This is a genomic window from Anderseniella sp. Alg231-50, assembly GCF_900149695.1.
Taxonomy (GTDB): domain Bacteria; phylum Pseudomonadota; class Alphaproteobacteria; order Rhizobiales; family Aestuariivirgaceae; genus Anderseniella.
Window position 1 is genome coordinate 194,151 of sequence record NZ_LT703003.1, and the last position, 17,188, is coordinate 211,338.

20 protein-coding genes and 2 tRNA genes are annotated in these 17,188 nt (G+C 58.9%); 9 read left to right on the forward strand and 13 right to left on the reverse strand.

Annotated features, from left to right (window positions below; genetic code table 11):
* Positions 1-7 precede the first annotated feature (7 nt).
* Positions 8-442 (reverse strand): DUF1801 domain-containing protein, encoded by a 435-nt coding sequence (locus DHN55_RS00950; RefSeq protein ID WP_108881624.1) that lies wholly within the window; start codon positions 440-442, stop codon positions 8-10.
* A 37-nt stretch (positions 443-479) separates the two neighbouring features.
* Positions 480-944, reverse strand: a complete 465-nt coding sequence (locus DHN55_RS00955) for a winged helix-turn-helix transcriptional regulator (protein ID WP_108881625.1) — start codon at positions 942-944, stop codon at positions 480-482.
* A gap of 108 nt (positions 945-1,052) precedes the next feature.
* On the opposite strand from DHN55_RS00955, the gene DHN55_RS00960 reads away from it, so the two are divergent.
* The 7 genes from DHN55_RS00960 (at position 1,053) to DHN55_RS22150 (ending at position 5,419) form a co-directional block, all read left to right on the forward strand.
* Positions 1,053-1,928: an EamA family transporter gene (locus DHN55_RS00960; protein WP_108879554.1), complete on the forward strand. Its 876-nt coding sequence runs from the start codon at positions 1,053-1,055 to the stop codon at positions 1,926-1,928.
* Positions 1,925-2,821 (forward strand): EamA family transporter, encoded by an 897-nt coding sequence (locus DHN55_RS00965; protein WP_108879555.1) that lies wholly within the window; start codon positions 1,925-1,927, stop codon positions 2,819-2,821. The genes DHN55_RS00960 and DHN55_RS00965 overlap by 4 nt, the downstream gene beginning before the upstream one ends.
* Complete coding sequence (locus DHN55_RS00970; protein WP_108879556.1) at positions 2,818-3,258, forward strand: GFA family protein; 441 nt, start codon at positions 2,818-2,820, stop codon at positions 3,256-3,258. Before DHN55_RS00965 ends, DHN55_RS00970 begins: the two co-directional genes overlap by 4 nt.
* Before the next feature lie 103 nt (positions 3,259-3,361).
* Positions 3,362-3,730, forward strand: coding sequence for a hypothetical protein (locus tag DHN55_RS22145; protein WP_337659766.1), 369 nt, complete (start codon positions 3,362-3,364; stop codon positions 3,728-3,730).
* Between the two features lie 171 nt (positions 3,731-3,901).
* A complete protein-coding gene (locus tag DHN55_RS00975) occupies positions 3,902-4,591 on the forward strand; it encodes a L,D-transpeptidase family protein (protein ID WP_108879557.1) in 690 nt (229 codons plus the stop codon).
* Between the two features lie 14 nt (positions 4,592-4,605).
* A complete protein-coding gene (locus tag DHN55_RS00980) occupies positions 4,606-5,106 on the forward strand; it encodes a hypothetical protein (protein WP_108879558.1) in 501 nt (166 codons plus the stop codon).
* A gap of 172 nt (positions 5,107-5,278) precedes the next feature.
* Positions 5,279-5,419, forward strand: a complete 141-nt coding sequence (locus DHN55_RS22150; protein ID WP_337659767.1) for a hypothetical protein — start codon at positions 5,279-5,281, stop codon at positions 5,417-5,419.
* A 59-nt stretch (positions 5,420-5,478) separates the two neighbouring features.
* Here DHN55_RS22150 and DHN55_RS00985 read toward each other — a convergent pair whose 3' ends face one another.
* The 3 genes from DHN55_RS00985 to DHN55_RS00995 all read right to left on the reverse strand — a co-directional run bounded on the left by DHN55_RS00985 (position 5,479) and on the right by DHN55_RS00995 (position 7,464).
* Positions 5,479-5,712 (reverse strand): hypothetical protein, encoded by a 234-nt coding sequence (locus DHN55_RS00985; RefSeq protein ID WP_337659768.1) that lies wholly within the window; start codon positions 5,710-5,712, stop codon positions 5,479-5,481.
* Positions 5,709-6,863 (reverse strand): aromatic ring-hydroxylating oxygenase subunit alpha, encoded by a 1,155-nt coding sequence (locus DHN55_RS00990; protein WP_337659769.1) that lies wholly within the window; start codon positions 6,861-6,863, stop codon positions 5,709-5,711. The genes DHN55_RS00985 and DHN55_RS00990 overlap by 4 nt, the downstream gene beginning before the upstream one ends.
* Before the next feature lie 172 nt (positions 6,864-7,035).
* On the reverse strand, positions 7,036-7,464 hold the full coding sequence (locus DHN55_RS00995) for a hypothetical protein (protein ID WP_108879559.1): 429 nt from the start codon (positions 7,462-7,464) through the stop codon (positions 7,036-7,038).
* A 140-nt stretch (positions 7,465-7,604) separates the two neighbouring features.
* On the opposite strand from DHN55_RS00995, the gene DHN55_RS01000 reads away from it, so the two are divergent.
* On the forward strand, positions 7,605-8,378 hold the full coding sequence (locus tag DHN55_RS01000; protein WP_108879560.1) for an MmyB family transcriptional regulator: 774 nt from the start codon (positions 7,605-7,607) through the stop codon (positions 8,376-8,378).
* A gap of 4 nt (positions 8,379-8,382) precedes the next feature.
* Here the strand turns inward: DHN55_RS01000 and DHN55_RS01005 are convergent, their stop codons facing one another.
* The 3 genes from DHN55_RS01005 to DHN55_RS01015 all read right to left on the reverse strand — a co-directional run bounded on the left by DHN55_RS01005 (position 8,383) and on the right by DHN55_RS01015 (position 10,762).
* The gene (locus tag DHN55_RS01005) at positions 8,383-9,378 is read right to left on the reverse strand and encodes an asparaginase (protein ID WP_108879561.1); all 996 of its coding nucleotides are present in this window, start codon (positions 9,376-9,378) and stop codon (positions 8,383-8,385) included.
* Positions 9,375-10,643, reverse strand: a complete 1,269-nt coding sequence (locus DHN55_RS01010) for an MFS transporter (protein ID WP_108879562.1) — start codon at positions 10,641-10,643, stop codon at positions 9,375-9,377. Before DHN55_RS01010 ends, DHN55_RS01005 begins: the two co-directional genes overlap by 4 nt.
* Positions 10,644-10,687: 44 nt before the next feature.
* A tRNA-Gln gene (locus DHN55_RS01015) sits at positions 10,688-10,762 on the reverse strand.
* 151 nt (positions 10,763-10,913) lie between these two features.
* Here DHN55_RS01015 and DHN55_RS01020 point away from each other — a divergent pair.
* A tRNA-Pro gene (locus DHN55_RS01020) sits at positions 10,914-10,990 on the forward strand.
* A gap of 430 nt (positions 10,991-11,420) precedes the next feature.
* On the opposite strand, the gene DHN55_RS01025 is transcribed toward DHN55_RS01020, so the two are convergent.
* From DHN55_RS01025 to DHN55_RS01045, 5 genes are all read right to left on the reverse strand, one after another.
* Entirely contained in the window at positions 11,421-12,008 is a 588-nt protein-coding gene (locus DHN55_RS01025; RefSeq protein WP_108879563.1) for a class I SAM-dependent methyltransferase, read from the reverse strand.
* A gap of 102 nt (positions 12,009-12,110) precedes the next feature.
* Positions 12,111-13,256, reverse strand: coding sequence for an iron-containing alcohol dehydrogenase (locus tag DHN55_RS01030; RefSeq protein ID WP_108879564.1), 1,146 nt, complete (start codon positions 13,254-13,256; stop codon positions 12,111-12,113).
* Positions 13,253-14,635 (reverse strand): aldehyde dehydrogenase family protein, encoded by a 1,383-nt coding sequence (locus DHN55_RS01035; protein WP_108879565.1) that lies wholly within the window; start codon positions 14,633-14,635, stop codon positions 13,253-13,255. The genes DHN55_RS01030 and DHN55_RS01035 overlap by 4 nt, the downstream gene beginning before the upstream one ends.
* A gap of 8 nt (positions 14,636-14,643) precedes the next feature.
* The gene (locus tag DHN55_RS01040; protein ID WP_108879566.1) at positions 14,644-16,011 is read right to left on the reverse strand and encodes a glutamine synthetase family protein; all 1,368 of its coding nucleotides are present in this window, start codon (positions 16,009-16,011) and stop codon (positions 14,644-14,646) included.
* An 81-nt stretch (positions 16,012-16,092) separates the two neighbouring features.
* Positions 16,093-17,127, reverse strand: coding sequence for a twin-arginine translocation signal domain-containing protein (locus tag DHN55_RS01045; RefSeq protein ID WP_108879567.1), 1,035 nt, complete (start codon positions 17,125-17,127; stop codon positions 16,093-16,095).
* Between the last annotated feature and the right edge of the window lie 61 nt (positions 17,128-17,188).

Here is a 17,188-nt window from a genome sequence, read left to right on the forward strand (position 1 = left end):
CGCACGACTATTCGTCGAAGACCTCATAATGTGTGTTCATGTATGAGATTCCATCAAGCACGATCTCTTCCAGGACGCTCAGATCGATGTCGGCAAGCTTGTTGATGTACAGGCAGCTCTTGCCGGTCTTGTGCTTGCCGAGCCGCGCAAGCTTTTCAGACATGTCGCGGTAACCGGGCATGATGTAGATGCTGAGTGCGCTTTTTCGCGGGCTGAAACCGGTGATCATGAAATCCCCCTCGCGGCCGGACTCGTATTTGTAGTGATAACGCCCGTATCCGATAATTGACGGACCCCACATCTTCGGCTTCAGGCCGGTGATCCGGTTGAACAGTTCAAGCAGGGCAAATCCGTCCGCGCGCCGGGTCTCGTGCTCTACCGAATTCAAAAACGCCTTCACGGAAGCAGCGGACGGTTTGGTCTTGTTGTCTGACTTTGCCATAGCGGCCTCCATACCCGGGCCGGAACCCATACTTGATTCACGGGAAACGCGGCAACCGGCGCGCAACCGGCGATGACTGGATAATGGACGTATTTGTCATGGCATAGGAAATCAATTCGTCGATCAGCGTTTCCAGATCGGCAACAGAGCCGACATGGGCGCGGGCGATAAAGCAGTCCTCGCCGGTGATACGATCACATTCCACAATTTCAGGCAGCTCACGCAGTATCTGCGCGACCCGGTGAAGTTCGCCGGGTATCGGCCTGATGCGCAGCCATGCGGCTATGGGAAGCCCAAGGGCGCCCGGATTGACGGTTGTCGTATAGCCTTCAATAATCCCGGCCTCCTCCAGCCGTTTGATGCGCTCTGCAACACTCGGCGCCGACAGCCCCACCAGCCGGGCAAGCTCAGCATTGCTGGTGCGGGAATTTTCAATCAACGCGTCGAGCAGTTTGCGGTCAACTGCATCAATGCTTCCGTTTTCATATCGCAGTCTATTCACGGCATTCACCTTCATTTTGTTGGCAAATAGACATTATCACTTTTTGTACGCCATGTTAAATCGCACACTGACCTTCTACTCTCAGGGAGGCACAACGCGTGAGGAAGCATGGCGAACCGGACACCAGCATTCAACAGGGCAGCGGAAAACGTACCACCACAGGCATGGTTCGGTGTCAGCGCGGTGTTCCACTATCTCGGACCATCATTTGCAGTGTTGCTGTTTCCCGCGATCGGTGTGCTGGGCGTGGCATGGTTCAGGATTGCCTCCGCAGCATTGATCTTTGCGCCTGTCACGAAGCCCTGGGAGGTGTTTGTGACCGCTGACCGCAACGGTCGGCTGCTGCTGATCGGCCTCGGTGTCTGCCTGGCGGTGATGAATACCGCCTTTTACCTGGCGCTTGAGCGCTTGCCGATGAGTCTTGTGGCGGCGATGGAATTTATCGGCACCATCGGCGTGGCCCTTTATGGCCTGCGCACCGGCCGCAACATCGCGGCACTCGCATTGGCGGTTGCGGGCGTCATAATCCTCATCGATGTCAAATGGTCAACCGATCCAATCGGCCTGTTCTGGGCCGTTCTGAACGGCGCCATGTTCGTCGCTTACATCGTCCTGGGCCACAAAGCGGCTGAAGGCGGGGCAAGCGGCGGGGTGGATCGTCTCGGCGCAGCCATGTTCATCGCCTTCATCCTGCTGATGCCAATTGGATTCATGCAAGCATGGCAGGCGTTTGGAACCCTCAACCTGGTGCTGGCCGGTATCGGCGTCGGCATTTGCTCGTCGGTCATCCCCTATATCTGCGACCAGCTTGCCATGTCGCGCCTGCCCCGATCATCTTTTGCATTGTTGCTGGCCTTGCTGCCCGCAACCGCTACAATCATCGCCGCAATCGTGCTGGCTCAGATTCCGACCCTGCAGGATGTTCTTGGTGTTGTACTGGTGATGGTTGGTGTGGCCGTTCACAAACCGGCAGAGGCTGCATGACCGACAAAAACCCCCACTGGACCGACGGCGTCTTGCCTGGTTGTCTTGGCATGCTTGGCTTCAGCGGAACACTGGTTGCGACGCGCGTGGCCGTGTCTGACTTCTCGCCGCTGACAATCACCTGCGCCCGCATTGTCATGGCCGGAATTCTCGGGCTGGCCTTCCTGGCCTTTTCGCGAAAACTACGGTTACCCGAAAAGCGCCTGCTGCCGAGTATCGTCGTGATGGGACTGGGGCTTGCGGTCGGGTTTCCGTTCTTCCTGGCCTTGGCTCTCGAGGATGTCCCGGCTGTTCACGGCGCAGTGGTGACCGGCCTGTCACCGGCGGCAACCGCGATCATTTTCGTCGCCAGAGGCGGCGAACGCCCTCCGGTGATATTCTGGCTGGCTTGCATGATCGGTTTCGCCGGGGTGTTCTACTTCGCCTATGATGCCGGTGGCGGGCATCTCAGCCTGGCTGACGGCTGGCTGTTTCTGGCCCTGCTGTGCGTGGCCATTGCCTATGTTGAAGGTGGCCGTGTCTCCGGCGAACTGGGCGGCACAACCACACTGAGCTGGGCAATGGTGCTTCTTGCACCTGCCGCCCTGATCGCAGCGGCCTGGTCGGTTGCGGGCATGAACTTTGAAACCGTGGCCGTGAACAGCTGGACCGCCCTGATCTATCTGGGCGTCGTCAGCATGTTTCTGGCTTCGGTATTCTGGTATCGCGGTCTTGCCGCCGGCGGTGTGGCGCGCATTGGCCAGATCAACCTGCTGCTGCCACTTGTCGCTTTGGGCTGGTCTGCCCTGTTTCTCGGGGAAGAGATAACACCAACCGCCATTGTCTGCACATTGATCGTTTTTTCCGCCATGATCGTCTGCCTGAAAAGCCGCACCAGCCGGAGACCCGCATGACCAAACAAGCAATACCTGTTCACAAGGGCGGCTGCCATTGTGGCTCCATCCGCTATCAGGCAACCGGCAACCCTGTCATTGTTGCCCATTGCCATTGTGAAGACTGCCAGCGTCTCAGCGGAACCGGCCATGCGACCGGCGCGATGTTTGCGGCAGAGAACTTTCAACTGGAGGGCCGGTTGTCTGAATACACGCTTGCTGCGGAGAACGGCAATCAGGTCACCAAGGCCTTTTGCCCCAATTGCGGCAGCCAGGTGCTGGGGCGCAACAGCGGTTCACCCAGCCATGTGACCGTGAGCCTGGGTACCATGGATGATTCTTCGATGCTGGAACCCCAGGTGGCGATTTTTGCCCGCAACCGGAAACCCTGGGACATGATGGACGAGACCATTGCGACATTTGACGATCAGCCTGCCTGGAAACCAGACAGCGAGTAGACCAAATGCGCCTCGTCCACGGCGGAATTCGGGCATTTGTGAGAATGCGCGTCTGATTGATGCAAACAGAACCGGCCGCTCACGACAGAGTGATTACAGCACTATGGAATTGTTAAGCGCCCACCTCTATGTCGTAGGCATGGTACGGATTTTTTTGATATTCGCGCTTGTTATGACCATGTCGCTCAAACACTTTGAGCGAGCGCCGGACTATGTCACCGTAACTTCCGCCAGTTTCTCAGAGCTCACCCTTGCAACCGGGCTCTCGGCAACTGTCGTGACAGCCTCAGATTGCAATGACAAACACGACATCGCCGGTAATCTGGTGCAGTCCCATAAATCGGACTGCAAAGCCGTGATTGGCAAGGTATTCGACAACTCGCCTTCTGCCATTGATGATCATCTCCTGGCGCGCGACACTTCCTCAATTGCAACCATTCGGCCGGTCGACTTACCCCCTCCCCGAGCCTGACATCTTGTGCATGTGATTTTTTGTTTCCGTGAGGCCGGACGACCTGGCTGCGGAACCAGAAGGCAGAGCAATCTGTCCACATGATCAATGACATCATCATCGATGACCAAACCCGTTTTCTCCGGAACACGAGTAACGGGGGCCGTCTGCAAACTTCAGGAAATTTCAGTTATGACGAAATCTCTATCACGGCGACATTTCGCCAAACTCAGTACCGGGTTCGCCGCACTGGCGCTTGCCGGCTGCAATACGATACCGAAAGACACCTATGCTCCGGAGGCGCGGGCACCCCTGCCTGACCTTGCACCGGACAGCAGTTTTGCGGCCAACTATTCCGCACGACCCGGTGAACGCTTTCCCCTGCCGGCAATCGATCCGGACATTCTGGCACCGGAGTACCGGCGCACTCGGGTAAGCTATCCGTCAGGAGAAAAACCTGGAACACTCATTGTGGATACCAGCGATTTCTACCTGTACCTGGTTGAACCTGCGGGCTCTGCCATGCGCTATGGCGTGGGGCTCGGACGTGCAGGCTTTGAATGGTCGGGGCGGGCCCGGGTGGCATGGAAGCGGCCATGGCCGAAGTGGACGCCACCGGACACCATGATTGCCCGCGATCCCTCGCTGGAAAAGTGGAGCGTGCGCAATGGTGGCATGCCGCCAGGCCTGGAAAACCCGCTCGGCGCACGGGCGCTGTACATATTCGAGGGCAAGGTGGACACGCTTTACCGCCTGCACGGCACCAACGAACCGGAGTCGATCGGCAAGGCGGTCTCGAGCGGCTGCGTCCGGATGATCAACCAGGACGCCATCGACCTGTATGACCGGGTAAAACCAAACGCCCAGATTCTGGTAACCTGACATGGGAGGGTAGTATGAGAAAAAAAGCCAAATCCAGAAAACCCGGCGCGAAACAGTCAAAGCCGGCAAACCCGGCAGTGGCTGCAGAGCCTGTAGATACAAGCCGCCGCGACTTCATCGGTTCAATGCGCAATGGCGCGATTGGGCTGGTGATCGCGGGCGGGCTCGGCGCCTATGTGGTCCATCTCTATCAAGCCACCTCGCATGAGCATGATTTGTCCCGGGTCGGAAACGGCACGGCATCAGTGGTGCAGATTCATGATCCGCAGTGCCAGCTGTGCCTCGCCCTGCAAAAGGAAACCCGGCAGGCACTGGACGCCCTTGATGGCGACAGGCCTGATTATGTCATCGCCGATATCCGGACTGACAAGGGCTTGCGCTTTGCCAACAAGCATGGCGTGAAACATGTGACATTGCTGCTGTTCGACAAGACGGGGAACCTGCGCCAGGTGATCAACGGACAACGCGGCAGCAATCAATTGCGGCAGGCCTTCCAGCGGCTTGTTGCCAGGTAAGGTGCGGGCCCGCAGACACCAATCACATATTCTTGATGAACTGTTGTTCCCGCCGCCATCAAAACCGGTGAACCCACACCCCATATTGTGCGTTACCGAAGCATGAATTGAGCCGGATCAGGGCCAAACGCTGGTGTTCTGGTCGCGGCAGGTAAACTGAAAGAACAAGAAAATGAAAACGGACAAAGAACAAGAACTCTGGTTGCTGTCGATGTCGGATCAACCCGCCCATGCCGGATCGCAAAAGTTTGCCGTCTGGGCAGCCATAGCAGCCGTCGGGGTAACTACCGCTTCACTGGTCGCCGGGTCCTGAACCACAAAAACCTACCCTGGAACACCCAGATTTCATGGGCGTGACGTGAGCTGTACAGCTCATCTGTCGCGCCCATGGCTTTTCAACTGGCTGCGGGCCGTGTCGGCAATTTCCCGGTTACCGCAGTCAAGCGCGTAAACGTATGCGTGGGTATAGAAGAAACACGCCGCGTCAATGTCGCCCTGGCTTTCGCGCAATCGGGCTGCCGCCAGGTACAGGGGCGGCAGTGCCGCCACATCATCTTGTTCATGGGCCTGCAGCATGTCGCGCTGCAGGCGCTGCTCGTCAATCATTTGCCGGCAAAACGGGTCGCAACCCATTCGTGAAACTGGTGTGTCGGCGGGTCCATGACGGGCGAGAACTTGCCGCCGTCATAAAGCGAGGCGGACCGGCCGCGCTGCATGCCTTCGACGACGAAAATATCCTCCTCGAAAACGCCCTTCCACATCTCGGCGTTCTTCTTGCGCAAGTCCAGCATGTCATCACCGCACATGTCCGGCGAAGTATAATAGATTTCAATGCGCTCGATGGTTCTGCCATTGCCCTGCGGATCGAGCATGATGGCAAACACATGATCACGATGCGCGCCGAACAGAACGTTCGGATAAAATGAAATGTATTCCGCACCGGTATCCCACTTGTCCGACAGGCCGTCAAAATCGGCAAAGGCGCGGCCGCTGTCATCCAGTTTCGGATTATAGACAACAGTGCCCTGCCCGGAGTAATCGCCCGGCTGCATGATGTGATAATGGTCTTCCAGCCTGGAATAGGAATTCAGGCCGGGATGGATCCATGGCAGGTGATAGCTTTCGCAATAATTCTCGACCGCCAGCTTCCAGTTGCAGTCAACTTCCAGGGTAAAGGATGATTCCGGACCGCCGTGATAAAGCGGCTTGTCGGCAAATTCCTTCCACTGCTCCAGCAGGGTGGCGGCGTGTGTTTCAAAGTCCGGCGCCTTGCCGTCCAGATTGACGAAAATGGTATCCAGGAAAATATGCGAGCGCACCTCGATCAGGCCCAGTTCCTCGCGCTTGATGCAATCGTGCAGGTTCTGGCCCGGTCCGCCGACGTGCGGGGTAGTGCGCAGCGACCCGTCGAAATTGTAACACCAGGAATGATACGGGCAGCGGATGGCGGAGCGCAGGGTTGTCTTTTCCTCAACCAGGATCATGCCGCGATGCCGGCACACATTCTGGAACACCTTGACCTCACCATCATCGCCGCGAACCACCAGCAGCGGCTGGCCGAGAAAGCTGATCGGGTTGGCGTCGCCCTTGTTGGGCACGTCCTTGGCAAATCCTGCACAGGCCCAGGTCGATGCAAACAGCACACGCTTTTCCGCCTCATGCACATCAGGGTCAGTGTAAAATGCGTTGGGCAAGCCGTTGGCCACCTCAATCGGGCGCAGGACGTTTGCAATCATTTCCTGGTCGAGAACTGTCATGGTCAGATACCTTCTCCTGAGTATGATCCCAACATCAGATATGAGCGTGTTTTCAGCCAGGTTCCTCGCTGGTTTGCGCCAGAAACATGCCTGAAAACGTCAAATCCAATCTTGAGTATTACACAGAATATCACGACGCCCTATCAGCCAGTCGACGGACGCGTGCGGTACGTCATGCCTCCGCCTGGTGCACCGGACGCCACAGCGGGATGAAAAACAGCAGCAGGAATATGGTGTTCATCAGTGCGTTGACCGGGGCACCGGCGGCAACGGACCCGGCGCTGTCGACGACAAACCAGGTGCCGATACTGGTCAGGATCATGGTGCGTCCGACATCGGGGAACTTGTCATAAACCCGTGTGGTTACCTGCCACAAAAGCACACCCCAGCCGATCACGATGCCATTGAGGATGGCCCACAGAAGATTGCTTTCTGGTGTCGGTGCGCCGGGCGAACCATCAACCGGCCAGAACGCCAGATCGATGAACAGCCTGGTTGCTCCAGACAGGGCCGGAACACTGGCCAGCACACCCAGCAGGCCAAAGCCGATTACACAGATGCAGGCGAATTTCAGCCAGCGCAGGGTTGCTTGATGTTGCATTGTCTCGTCTCCTTGAATGCGTTGCATTTGCACTTGTGACTAGGGCCTATTCTGCCGTTGCTCAATTACCTGCGAGGTAAGTGTTTTCGGTCACGGGTGCCTGTAAGATGGGGCGGAACCACACCCGAAGGGCACCGATCATGCACAACACTTTTGGCACGGCACTCAGACAATGGCGCGGACAGCGCCGGATGAGCCAGCTTGATCTCGGGCTTACCGCCAATGTCTCGGCACGGCATATCTCGTTCCTGGAAACCGGACGGGCCCGGCCGAGCCAGTCCATGGCCATGCAATTGTGCGAGACGCTGGAAGTGCCGCATTCAGCCCGCAACGCCTTCCTGGGCGCGGCAGGCTTCGCACCGGCCTACCGGCGCCGCGAACTGAGCGATGATGACATGGCCCATGTTCGCGCCGCCGTTGACTGGACCCTGGAGCGTCACGACCCGTTCCCGGCATTTGCGCTGGACAAACACTGGTGCGTGGTCAAGGCCAATACATCGGCCACATTCCTGCTGGGCGGCATCGGCCTTGCCCAGGGCGACAGCCTGCTCGATGCTATGCTGGACATGGAACTGATGTCAGCCGCGCTGGAAAACTGGTCGGAAGTCCTGCAGCACATGGCGGTGCGCCTGCGCACCGAAAGCGCACATCTGGGCGGAGACGCGGTGCTTGACAAGGCCGTGGAACAACTGACCGGAATTCTCGGCCCCGGCTCACACAGTATCAATGGCACGCTGCCTGCCGTCATCCCGGCCCGGTACCGTGCGGGCACCGGCACCTTGTCGTTCTTTTCAACACTGGCGCAGTTCGGCACGCCGGAAGACATCGCGGTCGCCGAACTGAAGATCGAACTGATGTTTCCCGCAGACGACGCGACGCGCGACGCGCTGCTTGCCCTGCAGCCCCCGCAATGAACGATTAGAGATTAACCGCGCTGACATGGCCGGTTTCGATACCGTTCCAGTTTTTCACGGTGACGTCGGACATGGCTTCAAGCGCCGCGCGTTCCGCCTCCGTCCAGCAGTCCAGCCTGGACATGACGCCTGCAAGGAGTGCTTCCGCCGCCCGCCCGGCGCCATCGTCGCATTTCAGCGCAATGCCGATACCGGCGTGTGCAATGGTGGCGCAAAACACCCCTTCCGCGCCCGTCTTGACGAATGCACGCGGCACAGCCTTCATCAGGTCGGTGCAGAACCGTTTGGTTCCGGCCACCATGAACGGATGCGCGCGAACCGCTGAAATGATCCGCCGGCTGGCCTCGGCCCGGTCGTCACTCACGCCCTCGCCTGAGCCGAAGCGCTGGAAGCCCAATGCGATATTGCGCAGTGGGATTGCCCATGTCGGCACCGAACAGCCGTCGATGCCGCACGGTGTGTGGGTGAGGTCATAGTCGCACATCTCGCCGATCAGTTTCTCGATGGCCTGCTGAACCGGGTGATCGCGCTTTACATAGCCTTTGGGATCGACGCCCAGCCTGGTGGCGAAAGCGAGCATGAAGGAGTGCTTGCCGGAACAATTGTTATGAACCTGGAGAGCGTGCTCGCCGGCGGCCACCATGGCGCGCGACACATCACCGGGAAACGGCCAGTGGGCGCCGCACTCATAGGCCTGTTCGCTGACACCGGCCTTGGCCAGGCCCGAGCGGGCCACGCGAACATGGGCTGGCTCGCCGTTGTGAGAGGCACATGCCAGCGCGATTTCCTCATCCGCCATGCCATAGGTTTCGACCACACCGACCTCAACCGCCGGCAGGCATTGCAGCGCCTTGATGGCCGAGCGCGGAAACACGGGCCTGTCAATGTCACCTGCCGAGGCGACCAGCTCGCCATCTCGCCCGACAACCGCAAAAGCCCCGGCATGACGACTTTCGATAATGCCGCCGCGGGTTACTTCCACCAACACAGGATCGCTCATGTCTCTTCCCTTCTGAGATGCGCCGATGGCGCGCCCAGCAAAAACCAGATGAATGTCAGTGCCTGCAGCGACAGGAACAGGCCAAAGGACACCTGGTAGGCAACCGGGTCATACCCGCCCGACGCGGTGACCGGCCACAGATCGATGATGGCACCAATGACATATTGCGAGATAAAGGCAATGCCGAAAACCAGCGTATTGAGACAGCCGTTGGAGCGCCCGGCAAGATGGGCGCCGAAATACTGGGCCAGCCACGGATAGGCCAGGATGCCGGCCTGGCCGAACATGCCGAAGGCAAACCACACCAGCGGCGTCATGGCGACCGGCTCAAGCAGGATCACAAGCTGTATCGCCATGAACGCCAGCACGAAACCGGTCATGCTGGTGAGCAGGCCAACGCCCTTGCGGCCCAGCCAGTCCGCGACATAGCCGGTCATCAAGGTACCAACGAGGAAACCCATCGCCGACAGCCCCAGCACCTGGGCCACGGCGTCGCGGTCCATGCCGGCAACATCCCTGATCCAGGGTCCGGCCCACAGGGTCTGTACGCCGATATGAGACCCTGCCGTAAGCGCCACAAACGGGGCCACGCGCCAGAACACCGGGTCCCGGTAGATGATGCCGATAGCCTTGAACACACTGCCTGCATCCGCTTTTACCGCGTTTTCCTTCGGGCGCTCCGGCACGACGAGATACAGGAAAACCGCCACGGCGAGTGTGACGGCCATCAGGCCGACGAACATGCCGCGCCAGCCAAACTGCACTGTTGCCCATTCTGCCGGCACGGTGGCTGACAGAATGCCCAGGCCGCCGACCGCCATGATGCAGGCATTGGCCAGGGCGCGGCGCTGTTCCGGCACCCAAATGGTCACCGCCTTGAACCCGGCCATCAGTCCACCGGCAGAGCCGATGCCGATCAGCATGCGGCCGAAGCTCAAGCCCCATTTGCCGGCGGCATAGGAAAACAGCACCGCGCCAAGGGCACCGACACACAACAGCACGGCCTGTACTTTTCGCGGTCCGAACCTGTCCAGCAACAACCCAAGCGGTATCTGGAACCCGGCAAAACCGATCAGGTAGGCAGCTGTGAGCAGGCCAAGCTCGCCCGCATCCAGCCCGATGTCCGACACCAGGTTGGGTGCAATGACGGCGTTTACCGCGCGGTACAGGTAGGACAGGAAATAGCATAGCGAGAACGGCAGCAGGATGGTCAGGACCAGTCGTGCCAGCGATACCCGCGAGTGTTCGGAAGTGGTGGCTGTCATGGCTTTGAGTTACCCGCCTGAATTGTTCCACCAAAAACATAAACTGGCTGGGGCGGCAGGATTCGAACCTGCGCATGGCGGCATCAAAAGCCGCTGCCTTACCACTTGGCGACGCCCCAGCAAAATCCGAAAACAGGTCACATCACCTGAGCGGGATGGCGGCAACATACTGATTTCGCCTTGCGCCTGCAACGGTGGATTTCGCACCTGTTTGTCATGGCTTGAAGTCGACGTTTTCCGGCAGTATAACGGCGAACATTCTTCAAATGTCGGAGTGTGGCGCAGCCTGGTAGCGCACCTGCTTCGGGAGCAGGGGGTCGTGAGTTCGAATCTCGCCACTCCGACCATTTGAGATAGAATTCTGCGGGTTGGCGCAATCTGGTGTTTCCAGAGGGGTCCGCTGTTCGTGACCCGAATGCCGGGTTCTGCTGTCAGATGACCATTTGTCTTTGCTGTCAGCGCAGCGTGTCGGCTGCAGCATCCACAAAGCTAAGAAAATTCATGCCTGTTCTCACAAACGCAAGCCAGACAAATCAATCCGGTTGGCTGTTTCAGCGACTGAACTTCGGAATTCCGGGAAGAGTGGCAAAAACTGAAGCCTTTGGCACGAATGGAATAATCACGGCAGTCTGACGGGTTTTTTTCAAAGTACGCATAACTAAATCTCTATCTTTACTGGGTCTCTCGATGGTTGCAGTGTCCATGAAAGATGCTCGCAAAGATGTGTAATTCGTCACAAGCCGAAATTTGGCCGTCATCTGAGGTTGCGCGTATTACTCAGCAGCCACGTTCTGCGTCTTCATCCGGTTTTTGCCACATGGTGGTCTGGGGATCGTCTTTTGTGTGCGGGCGCGGACCTTTCAGAACCAGCTTGTGCCAGCCCGCCAACTGCTCAACTGCCGGTAAATAGGCTTGCCGGTCGGAATCATCCAGAACAAGCCATCCCGCCGGCACCACCCGGCTGTGAACCTTGCTGACACATTCCACCCGTCTGCGGCCATCGACAATCACCAAGTCAAAACTGCCTTCCAGGTGCTCGACCCTGTCGACATAGTCAGCGGCGAGGTCGATCTGGTTGATGTTGACCTGCGCATTCAGATTGCGTCGCGCCAGTTCCCATCGAACCAGCCTTGCCCAGACCGGGTCATGTTCAATACAGGTGACCTGCGCGCCGCGTTCGGCAAAGAAAACTGTTGAACCGCCGCTGCCCCATTCCAGTATGCGCATGCCGGGCACAACCAGTTTTTCCAGTTGATTTACCGCCGGCCGGCACATCCACGGCCTGCCCTCAGCCAGCGGCCAGGGCTTCGGCTTGAAGAACCAGCCATGAATAGCTCGCAAATACTGGGCAGGCTGGTTTTTCATCGGCGCGAACCTAGTGGCAGGAAATGCCTGCAGCAAGGCCGGCTTGCACAACCAGGCCGGCCATGTTTCCTGTGCGCCGGGATCATCCCGGCGTGCGGGTCTTCAGATGCACTCCAGAAACAGTTCCCTGGTGTTTTCCGGTGTCATCGTTACGGGGTTTCCGCCGACGCTGGGGTCTTCCAGCGCCATGGCGGTCAACTCGTCAACCCGGTCAATGCCGACACCCATATCACCGAGCCGGGCAGGAATGCCCAGTTCTGCGTTGAGGTTTTCGACAAACGCCAGGAAGCCGTCGAAACCACCATTAATGCCCATATAGGCAGCCGCGGCATTGATCCTGTCCTCGATTTGCGGGCGGTTGAACAGCAATACGGCTGGAATGCACACCGCATTGGTGGTGCCGTGATGGGTATTGTAAACAGCACCAATGGGATGTGACAGCGCATGTACCGCGCCGAGGCCTTTCTGGAACGCCGTTGCGCCCATGCAGGCTGCCGCCATCATCTGGGCGCGGGCTTCCATGTCGGAGCCATCGGCATAAGCGCGCGGCAGGTATTGCTTGACCAGCGCCATGCCTTCCAGCGCCATGCCCTGGCTCATCGGGTGGAAATGCGGGCTGGAATACGCCTCCAGGCAATGCGCAAACGCGTCCATGCCGGTGCCGGCGGTAATGGCCGGCGGCATGCCGACCGTCAGCTCCGGATCGCAGATTACCACGGCCGGCAGAACCTTGGGATGGAAGATGATTTTCTTCACATGGGTCTCGGAATTGGTGATGACACTGGCTCGTCCCACCTCCGAGCCGGTACCTGCCGTCGTCGGCACGGCGATAATGGGTACAATGGCGTCGGCATCGGCCCGCGTCCACCAGTCGTCGACATCCTCAAAATCCCAGACCGGCCTGGTCTGACCAGCCATGAAGGCGACCATCTTGCCCAGGTCAAGGCCGGAACCGCCTCCAAAGGCAATCACGCCGTCATGGCCGCCGTCGCGGAATACTTTCAGGCCGGCTTCGAGATTGATTTCGTTGGGGTTGGGGTCGACATCGGCAAAGATCGCGCGGCCCAGGTCGGCTTCGTCCATCAGGTCAAGCGTTTTCGCGGTGATCGGCAAGTCGCGCAGGCCCCTGTCTGTTACGAGCAGCGGTTTGCTGATGCCGGCCTGGGCGCAGGCTTCGCCGATTTCGGCAATGCGTCCATTTCCAAAACGGATTGCGGTCGGATAGGACCAGTTAGCAGTCAGGTTCATGTGAGTGCCTTTTTAAGATGGTATGATTTGGGTCTGGTGAGGTTGCGGTAGCCGATGACAGACAGGGCGCCGCCACGGCCGGTGTCCTTGCAGCCGGTCCAGCACAGTGCCGGGTCAAGATAATCACAGCGGTTCATGAACACGGTGCCGGTCTCGACGTCGCGACCGATACGGGCGGCGCGTTCTGCATCCGCCGTCCACAAGGATGCCGTGAGGCCAAAATCGCTGTCGTTCATCAGCCGGATCGCTTCAGCATCGTCGGCGACCTTCATGATGCCGACGACCGGACCAAAGCTTTCCTCGCGCATGACGCGCATGTCGTGGTTCACATTGGTGAGTATCTGAGGGGCCAGATAGGTGCCGCCGTCGTCAGCGAAGGCGGATGTGTCGATGTGCGCCTTCGCACCCTGCCCGATGGCTTCAGCAGTCTGGCTGCGCACCAGATCGGCAAAGCGGACATTGGCCATCGGGCCCAGTGTCGTTGCCTGGTCGAGCGGATTGCCCAGCACGTAACCGGAGACAATCCCCACGGCCTTTTCCACGAACGCATCATACAGTTTTTCAGTGACGTAAATGCGCTCGATACCACAGCAGCACTGGCCCGAATTGAACATCGCGCCATCGATGAGGGTGTCCGCGGCGGCATCAAGGTCGGCGTCTTCCATGACATAGCCCGGGTCCTTGCCGCCAAGCTCCAGGCCCAGTGCGGTGAAGGTGCCCGCGGCGGCCTTCTCCATGGCCTTGCCGCCGCCGACCGAGCCGGTGAAATTCACAAACCCGAACGATTTCGCGGCAATCAGTCGAGAGGTGGTTTCATGATCCAGGAATATGTTCTGGAACACGTCTTCCGGCACGCCTGCCTCGATGAAGGCTTTTACCAGCCGTTCGCCGGCCAGCAGTGTCTGCGTGGCGTGCTTCAGGACAACCGCATTTCCGGCGATCAGCGCCGGTGCGACCGTGTTGATGGCGGTCAAGTAGGGATAGTTCCACGGCGCGATCACCAGCACCAGTCCGTGCGGCTCATGCTCAATGCGCCGTTCAAAGCTGTCGCTGTCCTCAATGACAATCGGTGTCAGTGCATCTTCCGCTATGTCGGCCATGTGGGAGGCGCGTTCATCGACGCCGCCGAACTCGCCGCCATAACGCACCGGGCGACCCATCATGTGGGCGATTTCCGGCACCACCTCGTCATTCATCCCGCCGAGCCGGGCAAGGCCGTTGCGCACCAGCGAGATGCGTTCATCCAGCGGGCGCGCCGCCCACGACTTCTGCGCCTTGCGCGCCCGATCGACAATTGCCTCGGCCTGCGTCATGGAGGCAACCGGGCGTTCGGCGAACACCGACCCGTCAATCGGTGAAATACATTTCAACGTGCTCATCTTCGGTGTCAGGACCTTTCAAATCCGCGGGCAATCTCCCAGTCGGTCACCCGGCGGTCATATTCAAACTGCTCCCATTCGGCGGCGTGGACATAATGCTCCACGACCTCGTCTCCCATGGCAGCGCGCAGCATTTTCGACTTCTTCAGCGCCACGGCAGCATCCCGCAGGGTGGCGGGGATTTCGCGAGCCCGTTTTGCCGCGTAGGCATCGCCCTTGAACTCCGGTTCCAGTTCCATCTGGTTTTCAATACCGGAAATACCGGCTGCAATCTGGGCCGCAAATGCCAGATACGGGTTGAGGTCGGAGCCACCCACCCGGCACTCCACGCGCACCGCCTTGCCGCTGCCGCATATACGGTATCCGGCCGTGCGGTTGTCCAGCGACCAGATCGCCTTTGTCGGGGCAAAGGTGCCGGCCTGGAAACGCTTGTAGGAATTGATGTTCGGCGCCAGGAAGCAGGTGAACTCCGAAGCATGGGCCAAAAGGCCGGCCAGATACTGCCGCATCATGTCCGACATGCCGTATTCGCCCTCAGGATCGTGGAAGCGGGCCTCGGTGCCGTCCTTCGACCACAGGGACTGATGCACATGCGAGGATGAACCGGCGGCTTCATAGTCCCACTTGGCCATGAAAGTAGCCGCACGGCCCTGAGCCCAGGCGATTTCCTTTACCCCGTTCTTGGTGATGACGTGGTTGTCGGCCGCGGTCAGTGCATCGGCATACTTGACGTTGATCTCCTCCTGCCCGGCCCAGGCTTCGCCCTTGGAACACTCGACAGGAATGCCGGCACCGTAAAGCCCGTTGCGAACGGCGCGCATGACGTCTTCTTCCTTGGTGGTCTGGAAGAGGTGATAATCCTCATTATAGGGGCTGATCAGGTTCATGTCCCGATACCCCTGCCCGTGGGCTTCCTCGAAACTTTCTTCAAACAGGTAGAACTCAAGCTCCGACGCCATCATCGCCGACAGGCCCATGGCTTCGAGCCTTGCAATCTGCTTTTTCAGGATGGCGCGCGGAGATACCGGAATGTCCTCGTGGCCATGATGGTCCATGACATCGCACAACACCATTGCGACGCCGTCCTGCCAGGGCAGGCGGCGCAGGGTGGCAAGGTCCGGCTTCATCATGTAGTCGCCATATCCCTTTTCCCAGCTGGCGGACTTGTAGCCCGGCACCGGTTCCATTTCCATGTCGACGGTCATGAGGTAATTGCAGCTGTGGGTTTCGTTTACGGCAGAGTCAAGAAAATGCTGCGCGTGAAAGCGTTTGCCCATCAACCTGCCCTGCATGTCGACCTGCGCCATGATGACAGTGTCAATGTCGTCTGCCTCAACAGCTGTTGTCAGTTCGGCAATTGTCAGTAATCCCGGCATTCAACCCTCCGCGCGGACACAAAATAAGCGACACGCCGGCCCCAACTTCACAGGGGCCGGCATGCAGTCTGGTTTGGTCGATCAGCTGTAACGGTACGGCCGTCCAGCCTTGGTCATGTCGGCATTGTACTTCTTGAAGATGTCGACGACCTTCTTCTTGGTTTCCGACTCAGCCGCAATCTCGTCCCAGAACTTGACGGCAGCATCTTCAACCGTCTGCCATTCGGCATCCGGAATGGAGGTCAGTTTCATCTTGGTACCGTCGACGCGCAAGGACGCTTCACCACCCCAATACCACCACTGGCGGTAGTAATGGCTCTGGTCCATGGTCAGCTTGAGCAGTTCCTTCAGATGCTCGGGCAGCTCGTTATAGCGGTCCATGTTGGCAAAGAACGACCCTGCCCAGGCACCTGAGATGTTGTTGGTGAGGAAGTAATTGGTCACGTCGGCCCACCCCACGGTGTAGTCCTCGGTGATGCCCGACCAGGCAATGCCGTCCAATTCGCCGGTTTGAACTGCAACCTCGATGTCCTCCCACGGCAGCGTCACCGGTATCACCCCGAACTGGGCCAGGAAGCGGCCGGCGGTCGGGAAGGTGAATACCTTCTTGCCCTTGAGATCGGCCAGCGAATTGATCGGATCCTTGGTGGCGAAATGACAAGGGTCCCAGGCACCGGCTGACAGGTGCTTCACACCTACCTTGGAATATTCCGCATCCCAGATCTCGTTCAGGCCGTACTGGTTGAACAGCACCGGCACGTCCAGCGAATAGCGGCTGGCAAACGGGAAGTAGCCGCCAAACACCGTCACCTCGGTTGGCGATGCCATGGAGTCGTCATCAGACTGTACAGCGTCGATGGTGCCCTTCTGCATGGCGCGGAACAGCTCGCCCGTCGGCACCAGCTGGTCTGCGAAGAACAGCTCGATTTCCATCTCGTCGCGGGCGACCTTGTTGAAGCTGTCAATGGCCGGCTTGATAACGTGCTCGGCCAGAGCCGGACCGGCATAGGTCTGCATGCGCCACTTGATTTTCGATTGGGCATGCACGGCAGGTGCGGCAAGCGTTGCGGCACCGGCAACGCCGGCTCCCTGGATAAATTTACGTCTTGTCGTCATGTCACAAACCTCCACTTTGGTTTTCAGTTACTCTTTTCACTCTTCACTTCACTCCAGTCCT